Consider the following 16,438-nt stretch of genomic DNA (forward strand, 5'->3'; position numbering starts at 1 on the left):
CGGTCCCACTGAATGCACGCGCCGTTATGAGTGGGACCGGCTTCAGCCGGGAAAGCGTCAGTCGTCACACCGCTGAAGTGAGGGTGTACGGGCTGGCCTCTTCCCGGCTACAGCCGGTCCTGCGAGGGAATGCGTGCAGTGAGGGATCACTTTTTTTCACCGTCTGCCGTTCGCGCAGACCCGTTCAGGTCGTTTTCTGTGTCAGTTGCTCAATCCGTTCGTGCCCCTGTCTTCGTTCACCTGTGGAGTTATCGCCTGACGTTCCTGCTGTCCGGGATGTCCTTGGGCGCGTGGGCGCCGCTGGTGCCTTTCGCCCGTGATCGCGCCGGGCTTGAGGAAGCTCAGCTCGGCCTGCTGCTGTTGTGCTTTGGCCTCGGCTCGATGCTGGCGATGCCGTTGGCGGGCATGCTCACCACGCGCAAGGGCTGCCGCTTTGTCTCGCTGATCGGCGGCGCATTGATCTGCTGCATGCTGCCGTTGCTCGCTACGCTGTCCTCCCTGCCGGCGCTGGCAGTAGCGCTGGCCGTGTTTGGCGCGGGGCTGGGCAGCATCGATGTGGCGATGAACGTGCAGGGCCTGATGGTCGAGCGCGATCACGGGCGGCCGATGATGTCGGGGTTCCACGGGCTGTTCAGCCTCGGCGGCATCAGCAGTGCGCTGTTGATGACCTTGCTACTGTGGCTGGGCGCGTCGCCGTTACTGGCGGTGGCCGTGGTGGTGGCGTTGATCGCCGGGATGTTGCTCTGGCACGCGCGCTACCTAGTGCCCCATGGCGCGGACGACCCATCAGCGCCGTTCGCTCGGCCGACCACCAAAGTGCTGATCGTCGGGATTCTCTGTTTCATCGCGCTGCTGGTGGAGGGCGCAATGCTGGACTGGAGCGCGGTCTTCCTCAACCGCATGCACCAGATTGATGTGTCGGTGGCCGGCGGCGCGTACGCGGTGTTTTCACTGGCGATGGCAGCCGGGCGTTTTTCCGGGGACTGGTTAAGGAACCGCTTCGGCGCGGTGAACCTGCTGATCGGCGGCGGCCTGCTGGTGATGGTCGGGTTTGCCATGGCCATCCTGCTGGATCCGTGGCCGCTGTTCCTATTGGGCTTCGCGCTGATCGGGCTGGGGTTGTCCAACACGTTTCCGGTGTATTGCTCGGTGGTCGGTGCGCAGACCAAAATGCCAGCGGGGCTGGCGATCGCGGTGATTACCGGGATTGGATATTGCGGGATTCTGCTGGGTCCCGCGTTGATTGGTTTTGCTGCCCACGTGATTGGCTTGCGCGAGGCATTGCTGTGCGTGGGTGCGTTGATGCTGGCGCAGGTGCTGACGGCACGGCGGATGGCGAAGGGCTGAGGAAAGCCATCAACTTTGCGGTGTGGCATCTGACGCTTTCCCGGCTGAAGCCGGTCCTACGAAAATCGCGTGCCCAGCCGTCCAGCCATCCAGCCATCCAGCAAATCTTCAACCCACTGGCGCCTCTGGTAGACTTCGGCGCCTTGAAACTCAGGGGCTTCCCATGACCGACCCGATTCGTCTTACCCAATACAGCCACGGCGCCGGCTGCGGCTGCAAGATCTCGCCCAAGGTGCTGGAAACCATCCTCGCCGGCAGCGGCGCGCAGAACCTCGACCCGCGCCTGTGGGTCGGCAATGCCTCCCGCGATGATGCAGCGGTCTATGCCATCGACGACGAAAAGGGCGTCGTCTCCACCACCGATTTCTTCATGCCCATCGTCGACGACCCGTTCGACTTCGGCCGCATCGCCGCCACCAACGCCATCAGCGACATCTACGCCATGGGCGGCGATCCGTTGATGGCCATCGCCATTCTGGGCTGGCCGGTCAACGTGCTGGCCCCGGAAATCGCCCGCGAAGTCATCCGCGGCGGGCGTGCGGTGTGCGATGCAGCGGGCATCCCTCTGGCCGGAGGTCACTCCATCGACGCGCCCGAGCCGATCTTCGGCCTGGCCGTCACCGGGCTGGTGGAAAAGCGCTTCATGAAGCGCAACGACACCGCCACCGTGGGCTGCAAGCTGTTCCTGACCAAGCCCCTGGGCATCGGCATTCTCACCACCGCCGAGAAAAAAGGCCTGCTGCGCGATGAAGACATCGGCCTGGCCCGTGACGTGATGTGCACACTGAACAAGCCCGGCAGCCGTTTCTCCCGACTGGCCGGCGTCACTGCAATGACCGACGTCACCGGCTTCGGCTTGCTCGGCCATCTGGTTGAAATGGCCGATGGCAGTCAGGTCACCGCGCGGTTGAGCGCCGCCGCCGTGCCGCGTCTGGGCAGTGTGGATTTCTACATCGAGCAGGATTGCATCCCCGGCGGCACCCACCGCAACCACGACAGCTATGGCGAGCGCATCGGCGCGTTGACCGAGGCGCAGAAGTTGTTGCTGTGCGACCCGCAAACCAGCGGCGGCCTGCTGATTGCCGTTGAGCCCGCCGAAGAAGCGGCGTTCCTGGCCATGGCCGACGAACTGGGCCTGAGCCTTGCGCCGATTGGCGAGCTGGTGGAGCGACAGCCACTCGCGGTCGAGGTGTTCTGATGCGCGACAACAGCGCCGACCTGCGCGAGATTTTCCTCAACGACGTGCCGATGATGGACGTGCGTGCGCCGGTCGAGTTCACCAAAGGCGCGTTCCCCGGGGTGATCAATCTGCCGCTGATGAACGATGTCGAGCGGCAAAAGGTCGGCACCAGCTACAAACAGGACGGGCAGCAGGCCGCCATCGAACTGGGCCACAAATTAGTGTCAGGCGACTTGAAAGAGGCGCGGATCGAGGCATGGGCGAGTTTTGCCCGCAACCATCCCGACGGTTTTTTGTATTGCCTTCGCGGCGGCTTGCGTTCGCAGATCACCCAGCAGTGGCTCAAGAGCGAAGCGGGCATCGAGTACCCCCGGATCATCGGTGGCTACAAGGCGATGCGCAGCTTTTTGATTGAGGTGACCGAGCAGGCCGTGGCCGAGTGCGAGTTCGTGGTGATCGGCGGCCTGACTGGCAGCGGCAAGACCGAGGTGCTGCAGGCGCTCGACAACGGGCTGGATCTGGAAGGGCATGCCAATCATCGCGGCTCGAGCTTCGGCAAACATGCCACGCCGCAGCCGGGGCAGATTGATTTCGAGAATCTGCTGGCCGTGGACATTCTGAAGAAGCGCGCCCGGAACCTGAATCAGTTCGTGGTCGAGGATGAAGGGCGGATCGTGGGCAGTCGTGCGGTGCCGCTTGAGTTGTACCGGACGATGCAGGACGCGCCGCTGGTGTGGCTGGAGGACAGTTTCGAGAGTCGCGTCGAGCGGATTCTGAAGGATTATGTGACCGATCTGTGTGCGGAGTTCATCGCCGTGCAGGGTGTCGAGACGGGCTTCGCGGCGTACGCCGAGCGGTTGAAGCAAAGCCTGTCGAGCATCGTTCGGCGGTTGGGCGGTGAGCGTTATCAGCGGCTGGCGGCGATCATGGACAGTGCCTTGGCCGAGCAGGCGCGCAGCGGGGGAGTGGATCAGCATCGGGGCTGGATCAGCGGGATGTTGAGCGAGTATTACGATCCGATGTATGCGTTTCAGCGGGACAGCAAGAACCCCAGGATCGAGTTTGCCGGAGATCAGAGGGCTGTTGTCGAGTATCTGAAACAGCGGAAACTGAACTGCCGCGGTTGAAGATCAAGATCAAGAGCGTCTGCCTGGGGGCAGACGTTTCGCCTTCGGCGAGTTACTTGATAAAGCCCCAAGTAACCAAGGGCTTGTGCTCCTGGTTGGGCCCCTCGTTCCTCGGGGTTCCCTCACTCCGGTCCCGCTCCGTGGGCCCGCGCCGAACGGACATCCATGTCCTGACGGCGCTCTCGCCGCATCCATGCGGCTCGGCCCACTCCGCGAGACCTGCGTTCAGCCTGCACCCAAGTCGCGATTGGCGGTGTCTGGGCGTTATGTGTATGAAGATCAAGATCAAAAGCTTCCCGGCTGAAGCCGGTCCTACAGTCGGAGCCAATCCCACTGGATGCATGCGGTGCTGTTAGTGGGACCGGCTTTAGCCGGGAAGAGGCCAGCCCAAGCGCCACCAATTTTGCTCATCTCACGCCCATCCTGTGGGAGCGAGCTTGCTCGCGAATGCTTTATCTCGCACACCTGATATTCGGTGGATGTACCAACCCCTTCGTGAGCAAGCTCACTCCCACAAGTCCTTAGCGACTGATCTGCCCTTGATCTGCTCTTGATCTTGATCTTCTTCCGCAATGGGTCAAACACCACAAAACGCGACTTTGGTGCAGGCCGAACGCAGACGACGCGGAGTGGGTCGAGCGGCATGGATGCCGCGAGAGCGCCGTCAGGACATGGATGTCCGTTCGGCGCGGGCCCACGGAGCGTCGTCGGAGTGAGGGTATTCCGACGAAGGAGGAACCCAACCAAGAGCAGGCACCTTTGGTTACTTGGGGTGCTTTTCCAAGTAACTCGCCGAAGGCGAAATGCTCTGCCGTTAGGCAGAGCCGCTGTAGATTTTGATCTTAATCCTGGCGTTACAACAAAGCGGCGCCGACCAGGCCACTCAGGACCCCGACCAGCATGGTCAGCACCCCAACGGTCACCAGCACCTTGGCGTCGAAAGACTTACGCAGCATCAACAGCGACGGCAGGCTCACGCTCGGCATGGTCATCAGCAACGCCACCGCCGGCGCAGTGCCGAGGCCCAACGTCAGCAGCGTTTGCACGATCGGGATTTCGGCGGCGGTCGGGATCACAAACAACGTGCCGACAATCGCCAACGGCACCAGCCACAACAGGCTGTTGCCCATTGCGCCGTCAACGTGAGGGAACAGCCAGACCCGCGCGGCGCCCAGAATCAGCACGGCGATGACGTAGATCGGGATGGTGGTCCAGAACAACTGCCAAATCGTCTTGCCCCAACGCACCAGCAGGCTGCCTTCCTCCGGCGTCTCGGCATTGGCCACGGCTTCCAGCGCCTGCTCAGGCACGGCTTCCGGGCGCGAGATGCGCTGCGCCACCAGCGAAACACCGATCACCAGCACCAGGCCCGCCACCAGCCGCAGCGCGGTGAAGCCCCAGCCCAGCACGAAGCCCATGAACACCAGCGTGGCCGGGTTGAGCACCGGGTTGGCGATCCAGAAGGCCAGCGCCGCGCCCACCGACACGTTCTGCTTGCGCAAGCCTGCAGCCACCGGCGCCGCGCAGCAGCTGCACATCATGCCGGGCAGGGCGAACAGGCCGCCGCGAAGGGTGGAGCCGAGTCCGGCGCGGCCGAACAGTTTCAGCAGCCAGTCACGGGGAATCAGCACCTGCAACAGCGAACCGAGGATCACTGCCAGCACGGCGGCTTTCCAGATCGCCAGGAAGTAGACCTGCGCATAGGCCAGAGCGGCAGCCCACGGCGTGGCCGGGTTGTCGTTGATGATCGAGCCGCCGATGTTATGGGTGTCGGCCGCGATGAAGGATTTCAGGTAATACGGCGACCACTTGACGTAGTACAAGCCGATGGCAGCCACCAGCAGGAACGCCAGGGGTTTCCACCAGAACGACCAGCCGCGGCGTTCGGAGGTGAGCGGAAGGGCAGTCATGACAGGCACCAGAGCAGGAAATCGAGGGGGCGCGATGATACGCCGTGGCCGGGCATTATAGTAGGTGTCGCAAGGTGTGTCGGCTCACGCCCGTTTGCCGAAATCCAGCCCGGAAGCGCGCAGTAGCTCCTGGGTGTAGGGCTGCCGCGGGTGGCTGAAGATCTCCCGCGCCGCGCCTTGCTCGACCACTTTGCCGTCCTTGATCACGAGCACGTCATGGGCCAAGGCGTGAACCACCGCCAGGTCATGGCTGATGAACAGATAACTGAGGCCGTGACGGATCTGCAAATCCCGCAGCAGCGCGATGATCTGCTTTTGCACCGTGCGGTCCAGCGCCGAGGTGGGTTCGTCGAGCAGAATCAGCTCCGGCTCCAGCACCAGCGCCCGGGCGATGGCCACGCGCTGGCGCTGCCCACCGGAGAATTCGTGGGGGTAACGGTGACGGCTGTCCGGGTCCAGGCCGACTTCGCCGAGCACGCGGATGACGGTCTGCTCACGCTGGGCCGGGGTGCCGATGGCGTGGGTCAGCAGCCCTTCGGCGATGATCTGCTGGACGGTCATGCGCGGGCTGAGGCTGCCGAACGGGTCCTGAAACACCACTTGGATGCGCTTGCGCAACGGCCGCATCAACTGTTGGCTGCGTAGGCTCAGCTCCTTGTTGGCGAAGCGGATGCTCCCTTCGGAATCGATCAGCCGCAGAATCGCCTGGCCCAGGGTCGATTTGCCCGAGCCGGACTCGCCGACGATGCCGAGGGTCTGGCCTTTCAACAGTTCGAAACTCACCCCGTCCACCGCCTTGATGTACTGCCGCTCGCGCCGCAGCAGGGGTTTGGGCAGGGGAAACCAGACCTTCAGCGCGTCTACCGACAGCAGCGTCTGGGTGTGCTCGCCGGGCACCGGTTCGCCGTCGGGTTCGGCGTTGATCAGCAGGCGGCTGTAGGGATGTTGCGGATTGGCGAACAGCGTCTGGCAGTCAGCCTGTTCGACGATCTCGCCCGCGCGCATCACGCAGACCCGCTGGGCGACGCGCCGCACCAGATTAAGGTCATGGCTGATCAGCAGCAGCGACATGCCCAGCCGCTGTTGCAGGGATTTGAGCAGTTCGAGAATCTTCAGCTGCACCGTGACGTCCAGCGCCGTGGTCGGTTCGTCGGCGATCAGCAGTTCAGGTTCGTTGGCCAGGGCCATGGCGATCATCACCCGCTGACGCTGTCCGCCGGACAGTTGATGGGGCAGGGCCTTGAGCCGTTGTGGCGGGTTCTGAATTCCCACCAGCCCGAGTAATTCCAGGGTGCGCTCGCGGGCGGCCTTGCCCTTGAGGCCCTTGTGCATGGCGAGGATTTCGCCGATCTGTTTCTCGACGGTATGTAGCGGGTTCAGCGAGGTCATCGGCTCCTGAAAGATCATGGCGATGCGGTTGCCGCGCAGGCCCCGCAGTGCTTTGTCGCTGGCTTTAAACAGGTCGACGCCCTTGTAGCGAATGCTGCCCTGGGTGCTGACAGACTTGGCCGGCAACAGGCGCAGGATCGAGTGCGCGGTCACCGACTTGCCCGAGCCGGACTCGCCGACCAGCGCCAGGCATTCGCCGGGCTGAATGTCGAGGTCGATGCCGTGCACCACCTCGGCGCCGTTGAAGGCCACGCGCAGGTTGCGGATCTGGATCAGAGGGTCAGTCATGGCGGCGCTCATGTGCGGGGGTCGAAGGCGTCACGGCAGGCTTCGCCGATGAACACCAGTAGCGTGAGGATCAGCGCCAGGGCGCAGAACGCGGTGACGCCCAGCCATGGCGCCTGCAAGTTGCGTTTGGCCTGGCCGATCAGCTCGCCGAGGGACGCGCTTTCGGCGGGCATGCCGAAGCCGAGAAAATCCAGCGCGGTGAGTGTGGCGATGGCGCCGGTGACGATGAACGGCAGGTAGGTGAGGGTGCTGGTCATGGCGTTGGGCAGGATGTGCCGCCACATCAGCGCACCGTCGCTGAGACCCAGGGCGCGGGCGGCTTTGACGTATTCCAGATTGCGCCCACGGAGGAACTCGGCGCGGACCACGTCGACCAGCGCCAGCCAGGAAAACAGCGACATGATCCCCAGCAGCCACCAGAAATCCGGCTCGACGAAGCCCGACAGAATGATCAGCAGGTACAGCACCGGCAGCCCCGACCAGACTTCCTGCAAGCGCTGGCCGATCAAATCCGCCAGCCCGCCGTAATAACCTTGTATCGCCCCGGCGAACACGCCGATCACCGTGCTGATGGCGGTCAGCGCCAACGCGAAGAGTATCGATACGCGGGTGCCGAACAGCACCCGCGCCATGACGTCCCGGGCCTGGTCGTCGGTGCCCAGCCAGTTGCGCGCGCTGGGCGGGCTGGGGGAGGGCTCGCGGAGTTCGTAATTGACCGTGTCATAGCTGAACGGGATCGGCGCGAAGAGCATCCAGCCGCCCTTGTTGGCGATCAGTTTGCGCACGTAGTCGCTGGAATAGTCCGGCTCGAAGGGCAGTTCGCCGCCGAAGTCGGTCTCCAGGTATTGATGCACGGCCGGGAAATACAGCTCGCCCTGGTAGCGGACGATCAACGGCTTGTCGTTGGCGATCAGTTCGCCGCACAGGCAGATGATCAACAGCGCCACGAACAGCCACAGCGACCACCAGCCACGCCGGTTGGCCTTGAAGTTGGCGATGCGGCGCCGGTTTTGCGGGGAAAACTCGAACATCAGGCGCTCCTCGCGGAAAAGTCGATGCGCGGGTCGACCAGCGTGTAGCACAGGTCGCCCACCAGCTTGATCAACAGGCCGAACAGGGTGAACAGAAACAGCGTGCCAAACACCACCGGGTAGTCCCGGGACACGGCCGCTTCGTAGCTCATGCGGCCGATGCCATCGAGTCCGAAGATGGTTTCGATCAGCAGCGAGCCGGCGAAGAACACCTCGATCAGCGCCTGGGGAATGCCCGCCACCACCAGCAGCATGGCGTTGCGGAACACGTGGCCGTAAAGCACGCGCTGCTCGCTGAGGCCCTTGGCCCGGGCGGTGACCACGTACTGGCGGCCGATCTCGTTGAGAAAGCTGTTTTTCGTGAGGATGGTCGGGGTCGCGAAGCCGCCGATGACCAGCGCACTGACCGGCAGCACCAGATGCCACAGGTAATCGCGCAGCTTGCCGAAGGGCGAGAGGCTGTCGAAGTCGTCGGAGAACAGCCCCTGGGCCGGAAACCAGCTCCAGTAGCTGCCGCCGGCAAACACCACGATCAGCAGAATGGCGAACAGAAACGCCGGGATGGCGTAGCCGATGATGATCACCGTGCTGCTCCAGACATCAAAACGGCTGCCATGCAGGACGGCCTTGCGGATGCCCAGCGGGATCGAGATCAGGTAAGTGATCAGCGTCGCCCACAGCCCGAGGGATAGGGTCACCGGCAGCTTTTGCAGTATCAGCCCGGTCACCGTGGCGCCGCGAAAAAAGCTGCTGCCGAAGTCCAGCTGCGCGTAGTGGATGAGCATCAGCCACAGGCGCTCGTGCAGCGGTTTGTCGAAGCCGTATTGGTGCTTGATCGCTTCGACCAGCTCCGGGTCCAGCCCTTGAGCGCCCCGGCTGATCCCGCCGGTCGCCGCCACTTCGCCACCGCCGCCACCAATCCCGCCCGTTGGGCCCATGCCCTGAACCCGGGCGATGGCTTGCTCGACGGGACCACCCGGCGCGGCCTGCACGATAAGGAAATTGACCACCAGAATGCACAGCAGCGTGGGAATGATCAGCGCCAACCGGCGCAGGGTGTAGGCGAACATGTCACTGGCCCTCCGTTTCTGGCATCGATGCAGGCGCAGGACGGTCGTTCGACACACTCCGTTGTGGCTTCAGACGCGCGGCCATCTGCGCGGCCATCTGCACGTTGCTCAGCGGCACGCGGCTGACCTCCCACCAGCTTTCCAGGCCGACGTCGTAGACCGGCTCGATCGCCGGCCGGCCAAACCGGTTGGCGTAGACCACCGGTGTGCCTTGGGAGTAATAGTTCGGAATCATGTAGAAACCCCAGAGCAGCACGCGATCGAGAGCGCGGGCGTAATGCAGCATGTCGTTGCGGTTATTGGCCGCGACCAGACCGTCGATAAGGTGATCGACCGCCGGATTGCGCAGCACCATGGCGTTGGAACTGCCGACCTGACGGGCGCTTTGCGAGCCGAACAGGTTGTACAGCTCACGGCCGGGGGAGAGGATCGGGTTGCCGTTGGCGGGCAGCGTGACCACGATCATGTCGTAGTCCCGGGCGTTCAGGCGGTTCATGTACTGCGCCGAATCCACCCGGCGGAAATTCAGGGTGATGCCGATCTGGGCCAGCACGCGCTTGTACGGCAGCACCAGCCGCTCGAAACCGCCCTGGCCGTCGAGGAAGGAGAACTCCAGCGGCTGACCGTCGGCGTTGACCAACCGGTTGTTCTTCGCGTGCCAGCCGGCGTCGGCCAGCAGCTTGAGGGCCTTGAGCTGTTTGTCGCGGATGTAGCCGCTGCCGTCGGTCTTCGGTGCGCGCCAGACCTGATCGAACACCTCGTCCGGAATCTGCCCGCGCAAGGGTTCGAGGATGCTCAGCTCTTTGGCGTCCGGCAGCTCGGTGGCGGCCATCTCGCTTTTCGGGAAGTAGGTTTGTTCGCGCACATAGAAGTTGCGCATGATCTGCCCGTTGACCCACTCGAAATCCCAGAGCATGGCCAGGGCTTCGCGCACGCGTCGGTCCTGGAACATCGGCTTGTCGAGATTGAACACGAAGCCCTGACCGGCGACCGGGCGGCGTTTGGCCAGAATGGTCTTTTGCAGACGGCCGTCCTGCAGGCTCGGCGCGGTATAGCCGACGACGTAACCGGCCGAGGAGAACTCGCGGTTGTAATCGAAATTGCCGGCCTGGACCAACTGACGGGCCACGTCCACATCGCCATAGAAATTCACCGTCAGCGCGTCGAAGTTGTACAAACCACGGCTGACCGGCAGGTCTTTGCCCCACCAATCCCTGACCCGCTCGAAGCTGACGCTGCGCCCCGCGTCGACCCGCGAGACCCGATATGGGCCGCTGCCCAGTGGCGGTTCGAAGCCGCCGCCCTTGGTGAAGTCGCGGGTTTTCCACCAGTGCTCGGGCAGGATGCGCAGGCTGGCGAGGTCCAGCGCGAGGGTGCGGTTGGTGCCGGTCTTGAAGTCGAAACGGATCTGCCCCGGCGCTTCGATGACCGCGTCCTTGACGTCGGCGTACAGCGGTCGATAGCTGAAGCTGCCCTGGGTGATCAGGGTTTGCCAGGTGTAGCGCACGTCTTCGGCGGTGATCGGCGTGCCGTCATCGAAACGTGCCTTGGGGTTCAGATAGAAGCGCACCCAGAGATTGTCGGGATCGCGTTCCATCTTCTCGGCGACCAGCCCGTAAACGGTGTAGGGCTCGTCCAGTGAGCGATAGGCCAGCGGCGCATACACCCACGTATCGATTTGGCTCACGGAAATGCCCTGATCAACATAGGGCGTGAGGTAGTTGAACTGGCCGATCTCTTCCGACGCGCGGCTCATGGAACCCCCTTTGGGCGCGTCAGGGTCGACGTAATCGAAGTGCTGGAAATCAGCGGCGTATTTCGGCGCTTCGCCATAGACGGTCAGTGCATGCACCGGTGCAGCGAACACCTGAGGCGCGCCAAACAGCAGCGAGGTAAAAAACAGCACCGTGTACAGCAATGCCACGCCCGGCAGCAGGCGTGGCAATGAAAGAGGAGGGGTGCACATGGGCGGACAATCCTTGAGTGCAGGTCGAGGCATCAGTGGCGCCGCGAAAAATCCCTGATCCGGTCCAGTGGATGAGGCCGGGTCAGGGGTGCGATTCCGCAGGAGCAGCCCGACGCGCCGGAGCATGGGCGCGTCGGGCAGTGGCGCTTAGAAGTGGTACGTCGCCCGCGCAAACAGCGTGCGGCCCAGTGGATCGGCGTAACGAGGGTCATAGCCGGACTGGAAGTTGTAGGCCTGGTTGGTGAACGGCGGGTCGCGGTCGAACAGGTTGCGCACGCCGGCATCGACGTCCAGCACCTTCTCGAAGGTGTGGCCCACCGACAGGTCCCACAGCGAGTACGACGGTACGGTGCCGTTGGTGCTGCGGTCGTAGTCGTTGTAGCCGCTGGTGAAGCGGTTGGTCAGGGAGGCACGGCTGTCGCCCAGGGTCCAGCTGCCGATCAGCACGTGTTTCCAGCGCGCGATCACGCCATCACCCTGGAAGTCGCCGACCTTGTCGGTGTACGGACCGTCGATGATGTTCTGGAAGTCGTAGCGATTGACGTACGTACCGGTCAGCCCCAGACCGAACTGGCCATACGGCGTGTTCGGGAAGCGGTAGTCCAGGGTCACGTCGACACCGTTGGTCTTGACGATGCCCAGGTTGGAATTGCCGGTGACGATGTTGGCGATGGAGCCGTCGGCGTTGCGGATGATGCGGTCGCCATACAGATCCGATTGATCGAACACGGTGGATTCAGGAAACGACTGGATCTGGTTGGAGATGTGAATCCACCAGAAATCCAGGCCCATGGAGAGGTTGTTCATCGGCTGATAAACAAAGCCCAGGGTCACGTTGCGGGCTTTCTCCGGGGACAGGCTCGCGTTGCCGCCGCTGCGGTTGAGGAACTGCTGATTACAGTCACGACCCGCCTGACCGCCCGGTTGCACGGTGCCGCCGGCGCACAGCGTCGGGTCATCGTAGTAACCCTGGCTGTAGGCCAGACTCTGCGGGGCATACAGCTCGTACAGCGACGGCGCACGGAAACCTTCGCTGTAGGCGCCGCGCATGACCAGCTCTTTGAACGGCTGGAAACGGAACGAGTATTTCGGGTTGGTGGTGCTGCCGAAGTCGCTGTATTTGTCGTGGCGCACGGCAGCGGTCAGTTCCAGGCTGTCAATGACGGGAACGTTCAGCTCGGCGTATTCGGCCTTGACGGTACGATCGCCGGACACCGAGCCTGCCGAGTCCAGCCCCAGGCTGTTGATGTCGTCGACGAAGTCCTCGTAATCCTGGTGCAGTTTCTCCTTGCGGTATTCGCCGCCCAGCGCCAGGCCGGATTCGCCGGCACCGAACCAGTTGCCGATCTCGCGGCTGATACGTCCATCCACCCCGTAAACGCGGCCGACGGCGGTGGAGTATTCGCCGTGGTACGCGGCGTCGTCGATGAACTGCTGACCCGCCGCCGATTGCGCGCCGAACGGGTTGAGCAGGCCGCTGGCCAGGCCTGCCTTGAGGGCAGCGTCACTGGCGTAACCCGAGGTCACGCTTGAAACGACCTTGCTCTGGTTGTAGTTGGCGCCGAGGTTGTAATCCCAGCCGCCGACGGTGCCGTCGAAGGTCAGCAGCAGGCGCTGGTTGGTGTTCTGGTCCTTGCTGCCACGGGGGCCGGCGGCCGTCTCACGCCAGGCGGTGTCCACCGGCTGGGTTGGGTCGAGGGCGAAGTTGTTCGGGCCGGGGGTGATGCCGTTGCCCGGGTAGTAGGGCGACGACGGGTCGATGCTCAGGCCGGTCAGTGGCGCCGGGCCGATGCTGGTGGCGTTGTTATTGCGGGCAAAGAAGTATTCGAGGCTGACGTTATGGTCTTCGGCCAGCTTGCCGGTGGCGCGACCGAAGAACGAGGTCTTCTCGGTCTGCGGCACCAAGTCGATGTAATCGCGGGTGCTGAACCGGCACAGCCCGTTCACGCTCACCAGGCCCGGTCCGGCGCAGTTCGGCGCGAGCGGGTTGCTGCTGTTGTTGCCCTGATAGTAGTTGCCAGGGTAGGCCGTGCCGGAAGTCTGGTTGAGGCCACGGCCCGGGACGTAATCCTTGTCGAAAGAGCGGTCGTTGGCGTCGAGGTTCTGCTGCTTGTTGTAGTTGAACACGCCCATGACGTTGAAGCGGTCTTCGTCCAGATCGCCGAAACCCCAGCTGGCGCTGACGTCCTTGCTGGCGCCGCCACCGCTGGCCGTCGGGGTGTCGCCGCCGAGGCTCAGGGTGCCGTCGGTCAGGGATTTCTTGGTGATGAAGTTGATCACGCCGCCGATGGCGTCGGTGCCGTACAGCGCCGAGGCACCGTCGCGCAGCACTTCGATGCGGTCGATGGCGGCGAACGGAATCATGTTCAGGTCGATGGCACTGCCGTTGGGCGTGCCGACGCCGGACAAGGCATTGTTGGCCAGACGACGGCCGTTGAGCAGGATCAGGGTCTTGTTGGCGCCGATGCCGCGCATGTCGGCATAGGAAGCGCCACCGGTGGACGCGCCGACCGAGCCTGCGCTGTTCATCATCGACTGGCTGCCGGTGATGCGCTGGACCATCTGCTCGGTGGTGGTCACGCCCTGTTTCTTCAGCTCGTCGGCACGCAGGATGGTCACCGGCACGGCGGTTTCCGCGTCGGCCCGGCGCACCGCCGAACCGGTCACTTCCACACGTTTGAGTTGCGTGGTCGCCGGCGCGGCAGCCACCGCCGCAGCAGCAGGAACAGCGGCTTCACCGCCGGTCGCGGCATCGGCTGCGCCGTCCGTGCTGTCGGCGCCATAGGCCGGGCTCATGCCGACCGCCAGTGCGCAAATCAGCGCACGGGGGTGGCGTTGTACGGCAACAACAAGGGGCTTGAGGGTAAAACCGGGAAAGCTCATCAGCATGGTAGTTTCCGACTTATTCCAGATGTTATTGAAATGGCCTTGTGAGCCCTCGTTGCTCCGAGGCGGTTGTAGCGCTCGGGAATTTCCGTATTTCAAGCAAGCCGCTCCCCTCCGGGGCAAAAACCCGGACGGCGGTGAATCGGGAGTAGGGTGTGCAGCGCCGCAGCAGGTACGACGCCTGTTTCAAGTGCAGATCAACTGCCGGTCATGGGCCGATCATTTCGAGGTCATCACTGAAATCTTGGTGATGCCCGAGCGCTCGATCGACGCCATCGCCTTGGCCACCTGGCCGTAGTTGACGTTGGTGTCGGCCTGCAATTGCACGCGCACCTCCGGGTCCTTGGCCTTGACGTCCTTGAGGCTGAGCTCCAGGGATTCCGGCGCGACTTCGGACTTGGCCAGGTAGAACTTGCCGTCCTGATCAACGCTGACCACCACCGGGTCTTTCTTGTCGGCGGCGGCGACGGCGTCGGTTTTCGGCAGGTTGACCTTGATGGCGTTGGTCATCAGCGGCGCGGTGACGATGAACACCACCAGCAGCACCAGCATCACGTCCACCAGCGGCGTGACGTTCATTTCGCTGAGCACTTCATCGCTGTCTTGAGTGGAGAACGACATCAGCTCGCCTCCCGCACAGCCTGGCTGTGCTTGCTGGCGATGGCCTGACGGTTGATGGCGAAGGCGCTGCGCTGGGCGAGGGCGTCGAAATCGTGGGCGAAATCATCCATGTCGGCGACGGCGAGCTTGAGGCGGCGCAGGAAGAAGTTGTAGATCAGCACCGCCGGGACCGCGACGGCGATGCCGACCCCGGTGGCAATCAGGGCGTGACCGATGGGGCCGGCCACGGTTTCCAGGCTCGCCGAACCGCTGGCGCCGATGCTTTGCAGCGCTTCCATGATCCCCCAGACGGTACCGAACAGGCCGATGAACGGCGCCGTGCTGCCAATACTGGCGAGGATGGCCTGACCGGCTTCCAGAGCGCGGCGTTCTTTCTGGATCTGCTGGCGCAGGTTGCGTTCCAGGCGGTCGGAGCGGTTGATGGTGTGGGCGAGCTGCTGGGTGTTGCGCGGTGTTTCGTCGACCGCCATGGCTTCGAAACCGCTGTTGGCGATCCGCGCCAGTGAGCCCGGGTATTGGCTGGAGTGCTCGGCGGCGGTGAGCAGATCCGGCGCTGCCCAGAACGCTTTGGCGAACTGTTTGTTTTGGGTCTTCAAGCGTAAGTACTGTGCGGATTTGATCAGCAGCAGTCCCCAGCTCAGCACCGAAAACACCACCAGCGCCCAGAGTACGCCGGGGACAATCATCGAAGAGATCGATTCGTTCATGGTTACACCTCACCCGCTATATAAAGAGTTGTTGTTGATGGGCTGACCGTTTTCATTCGGGCAGCTTGAAGTCGATGGTTTGCGTCGCGAAGCCTTCGATCGGGGTGTCACCGCGCTTGGCCGGAATAAATTTCCAGTTGCGTACCGTCTGCACCGCCGCGTCGTCCAGCACCTGTTTGCCGCTGGATTTGGTCACCTCGACCGTGCCGGCGCGGCCATTCGGTAGCACCTTGATGCGCAGGATCACGCGGCCTTCCATGCCTTTTCGCAGCGCCGCGCCGGGGTATTCCGGTGGCGGGTTGCCCAGGCTGGCGAGCCCGGAGATCGCGGCCGATTCCTTGGCCGGTGCCGCCGGTGCAGCAGCAGGCGCGGGTGGCGCGGGTGACGGCGACGGCGCTGCAGGCGCAGGCGGGCTCGGCGCTGCAGGTGCAGCCGGCGCGGGCGGTGTCGGCTTTTTCACCGGTTCAGGTTTCTTCACCGGTTTGGGCTTCTCGACCTTGGGTTTTTCCACCGGCTTTGGCGGCGGCTTGGCGGCGTCGGGGTCCTCGACAGGCTGCTCCGGTTCAGGGGGAGGCGGTGGAGGCGGTGGCGGCTCAGGCGGAGGCGGCGGGGGTGGCGGCTCCGGGGTCGGCGGTGTCGGGCTGGTCAATTCCACGGTCATCTCGGGCACTTGCGGCGCAACTTCCGGGACGTCGGCTTTGGCGGTCTGCATATACCACCAGATGGCGCCGTGAATAAGGACCGAGGCGGCAATCAATACCAACACGTGCGTCCGGCTGAGTTCACCAGGGCGCGATGTGTTTTCCTTGAAAGGAATACGCGGCCAGGCCATGGACAGTTCGTCCGGTGCCGGGTCAGGTATGGCTTTCGTTTTTACCGCGTCATTCATTAAAGCTCCCTCGGGTAGTTGAAGGGC

Annotated in this window: 12 protein-coding genes; 3 read left to right on the forward strand and 9 right to left on the reverse strand. The window is 63.6% G+C overall.

Translation table 11 applies throughout. From position 1 onward, the window contains the following. The first annotated feature begins 198 nt into the window (after window positions 1–198). From QWI20_RS13385 to mnmH, 3 genes are all read left to right on the forward strand, one after another. Window positions 199–1,347 (forward strand): MFS transporter, encoded by a 1,149-nt coding sequence (locus tag QWI20_RS13385; protein WP_369305893.1) that lies wholly within the window; start codon window positions 199–201, stop codon window positions 1,345–1,347. Window positions 1,348–1,510: 163 nt separating this feature from the next. Continuing rightward, on the forward strand, window positions 1,511–2,545 hold the full coding sequence (gene selD / locus QWI20_RS13390) for a selenide, water dikinase SelD (protein WP_369305894.1): 1,035 nt from the start codon (window positions 1,511–1,513) through the stop codon (window positions 2,543–2,545). Further along, complete coding sequence (mnmH, locus tag QWI20_RS13395) at window positions 2,545–3,654, forward strand: tRNA 2-selenouridine(34) synthase MnmH (protein WP_369305896.1); 1,110 nt, start codon at window positions 2,545–2,547, stop codon at window positions 3,652–3,654. The genes selD and mnmH overlap by 1 nt, the downstream gene beginning before the upstream one ends. Window positions 3,655–4,508: 854 nt before the next feature. Here mnmH and QWI20_RS13400 read toward each other — a convergent pair. The 9 genes from QWI20_RS13400 to QWI20_RS13440 form a co-directional block, all read right to left on the reverse strand. Next, window positions 4,509–5,564 carry a permease gene (locus tag QWI20_RS13400; protein ID WP_369305897.1) on the reverse strand — a complete coding sequence of 352 codons (1,056 nt, stop codon included), beginning with the start codon at window positions 5,562–5,564 and terminating at the stop codon, window positions 4,509–4,511. Window positions 5,565–5,648: 84 nt separating this feature from the next. After that, entirely contained in the window at window positions 5,649–7,241 is a 1,593-nt protein-coding gene (locus QWI20_RS13405) for an ABC transporter ATP-binding protein (protein WP_369305898.1), read from the reverse strand. Window positions 7,242–7,249: 8 nt separating this feature from the next. Further along, window positions 7,250–8,272 (reverse strand): ABC transporter permease, encoded by a 1,023-nt coding sequence (locus QWI20_RS13410; RefSeq protein ID WP_369305899.1) that lies wholly within the window; start codon window positions 8,270–8,272, stop codon window positions 7,250–7,252. Beyond that, window positions 8,272–9,342 (reverse strand): microcin C ABC transporter permease YejB, encoded by a 1,071-nt coding sequence (locus QWI20_RS13415; protein WP_369305900.1) that lies wholly within the window; start codon window positions 9,340–9,342, stop codon window positions 8,272–8,274. The genes QWI20_RS13410 and QWI20_RS13415 overlap by 1 nt, the downstream gene beginning before the upstream one ends. 1 nt (window position 9,343) lies before the next feature. Continuing rightward, a complete protein-coding gene (locus tag QWI20_RS13420) occupies window positions 9,344–11,308 on the reverse strand; it encodes an extracellular solute-binding protein (protein WP_369305901.1) in 1,965 nt (654 codons plus the stop codon). Between the two features lie 147 nt (window positions 11,309–11,455). Then, window positions 11,456–14,197, reverse strand: a complete 2,742-nt coding sequence (locus QWI20_RS13425; protein WP_369305902.1) for a TonB-dependent receptor — start codon at window positions 14,195–14,197, stop codon at window positions 11,456–11,458. Between the two features lie 216 nt (window positions 14,198–14,413). Then, on the reverse strand, window positions 14,414–14,815 hold the full coding sequence (locus QWI20_RS13430) for a biopolymer transporter ExbD (protein ID WP_205483107.1): 402 nt from the start codon (window positions 14,813–14,815) through the stop codon (window positions 14,414–14,416). After that, on the reverse strand, window positions 14,815–15,522 hold the full coding sequence (locus QWI20_RS13435; protein ID WP_369305903.1) for a MotA/TolQ/ExbB proton channel family protein: 708 nt from the start codon (window positions 15,520–15,522) through the stop codon (window positions 14,815–14,817). Before QWI20_RS13435 ends, QWI20_RS13430 begins: the two co-directional genes overlap by 1 nt. Window positions 15,523–15,574: 52 nt before the next feature. Beyond that, window positions 15,575–16,411, reverse strand: coding sequence for an energy transducer TonB (locus QWI20_RS13440; protein ID WP_369305904.1), 837 nt, complete (start codon window positions 16,409–16,411; stop codon window positions 15,575–15,577). Window positions 16,412–16,438 lie beyond the last annotated feature (27 nt).

This window comes from Pseudomonas sp. W2-17 (genome assembly GCF_041060445.1).
GTDB lineage: Bacteria > Pseudomonadota > Gammaproteobacteria > Pseudomonadales > Pseudomonadaceae > Aquipseudomonas.

Excerpts from the sequence above, each read along its gene's own strand:
- selD (WP_369305894.1), top strand. The coding sequence starts at position 1,511 with ATGACCGACCCGATTCGTCTTACCCAATACAGCCACGGCGCCGGCTGC.
- mnmH (WP_369305896.1), top strand. The coding sequence starts at position 2,545 with ATGCGCGACAACAGCGCCGACCTGCGCGAGATTTTCCTCAACGACGTG.
- QWI20_RS13400 (WP_369305897.1), bottom strand. The coding sequence starts at position 5,564 with ATGACTGCCCTTCCGCTCACCTCCGAACGCCGCGGCTGGTCGTTCTGG.
- QWI20_RS13405 (WP_369305898.1), bottom strand. The coding sequence starts at position 7,241 with ATGACTGACCCTCTGATCCAGATCCGCAACCTGCGCGTGGCCTTCAAC.
- QWI20_RS13410 (WP_369305899.1), bottom strand. The coding sequence starts at position 8,272 with ATGTTCGAGTTTTCCCCGCAAAACCGGCGCCGCATCGCCAACTTCAAG.
- QWI20_RS13415 (WP_369305900.1), bottom strand. The coding sequence starts at position 9,342 with ATGTTCGCCTACACCCTGCGCCGGTTGGCGCTGATCATTCCCACGCTG.
- QWI20_RS13420 (WP_369305901.1), bottom strand. The coding sequence starts at position 11,308 with ATGTGCACCCCTCCTCTTTCATTGCCACGCCTGCTGCCGGGCGTGGCA.
- QWI20_RS13425 (WP_369305902.1), bottom strand. The coding sequence starts at position 14,197 with ATGCTGATGAGCTTTCCCGGTTTTACCCTCAAGCCCCTTGTTGTTGCC.
- QWI20_RS13430 (WP_205483107.1), bottom strand. The coding sequence starts at position 14,815 with ATGTCGTTCTCCACTCAAGACAGCGATGAAGTGCTCAGCGAAATGAAC.
- QWI20_RS13435 (WP_369305903.1), bottom strand. The coding sequence starts at position 15,522 with ATGAACGAATCGATCTCTTCGATGATTGTCCCCGGCGTACTCTGGGCG.
- QWI20_RS13440 (WP_369305904.1), bottom strand. The coding sequence starts at position 16,411 with ATGAATGACGCGGTAAAAACGAAAGCCATACCTGACCCGGCACCGGAC.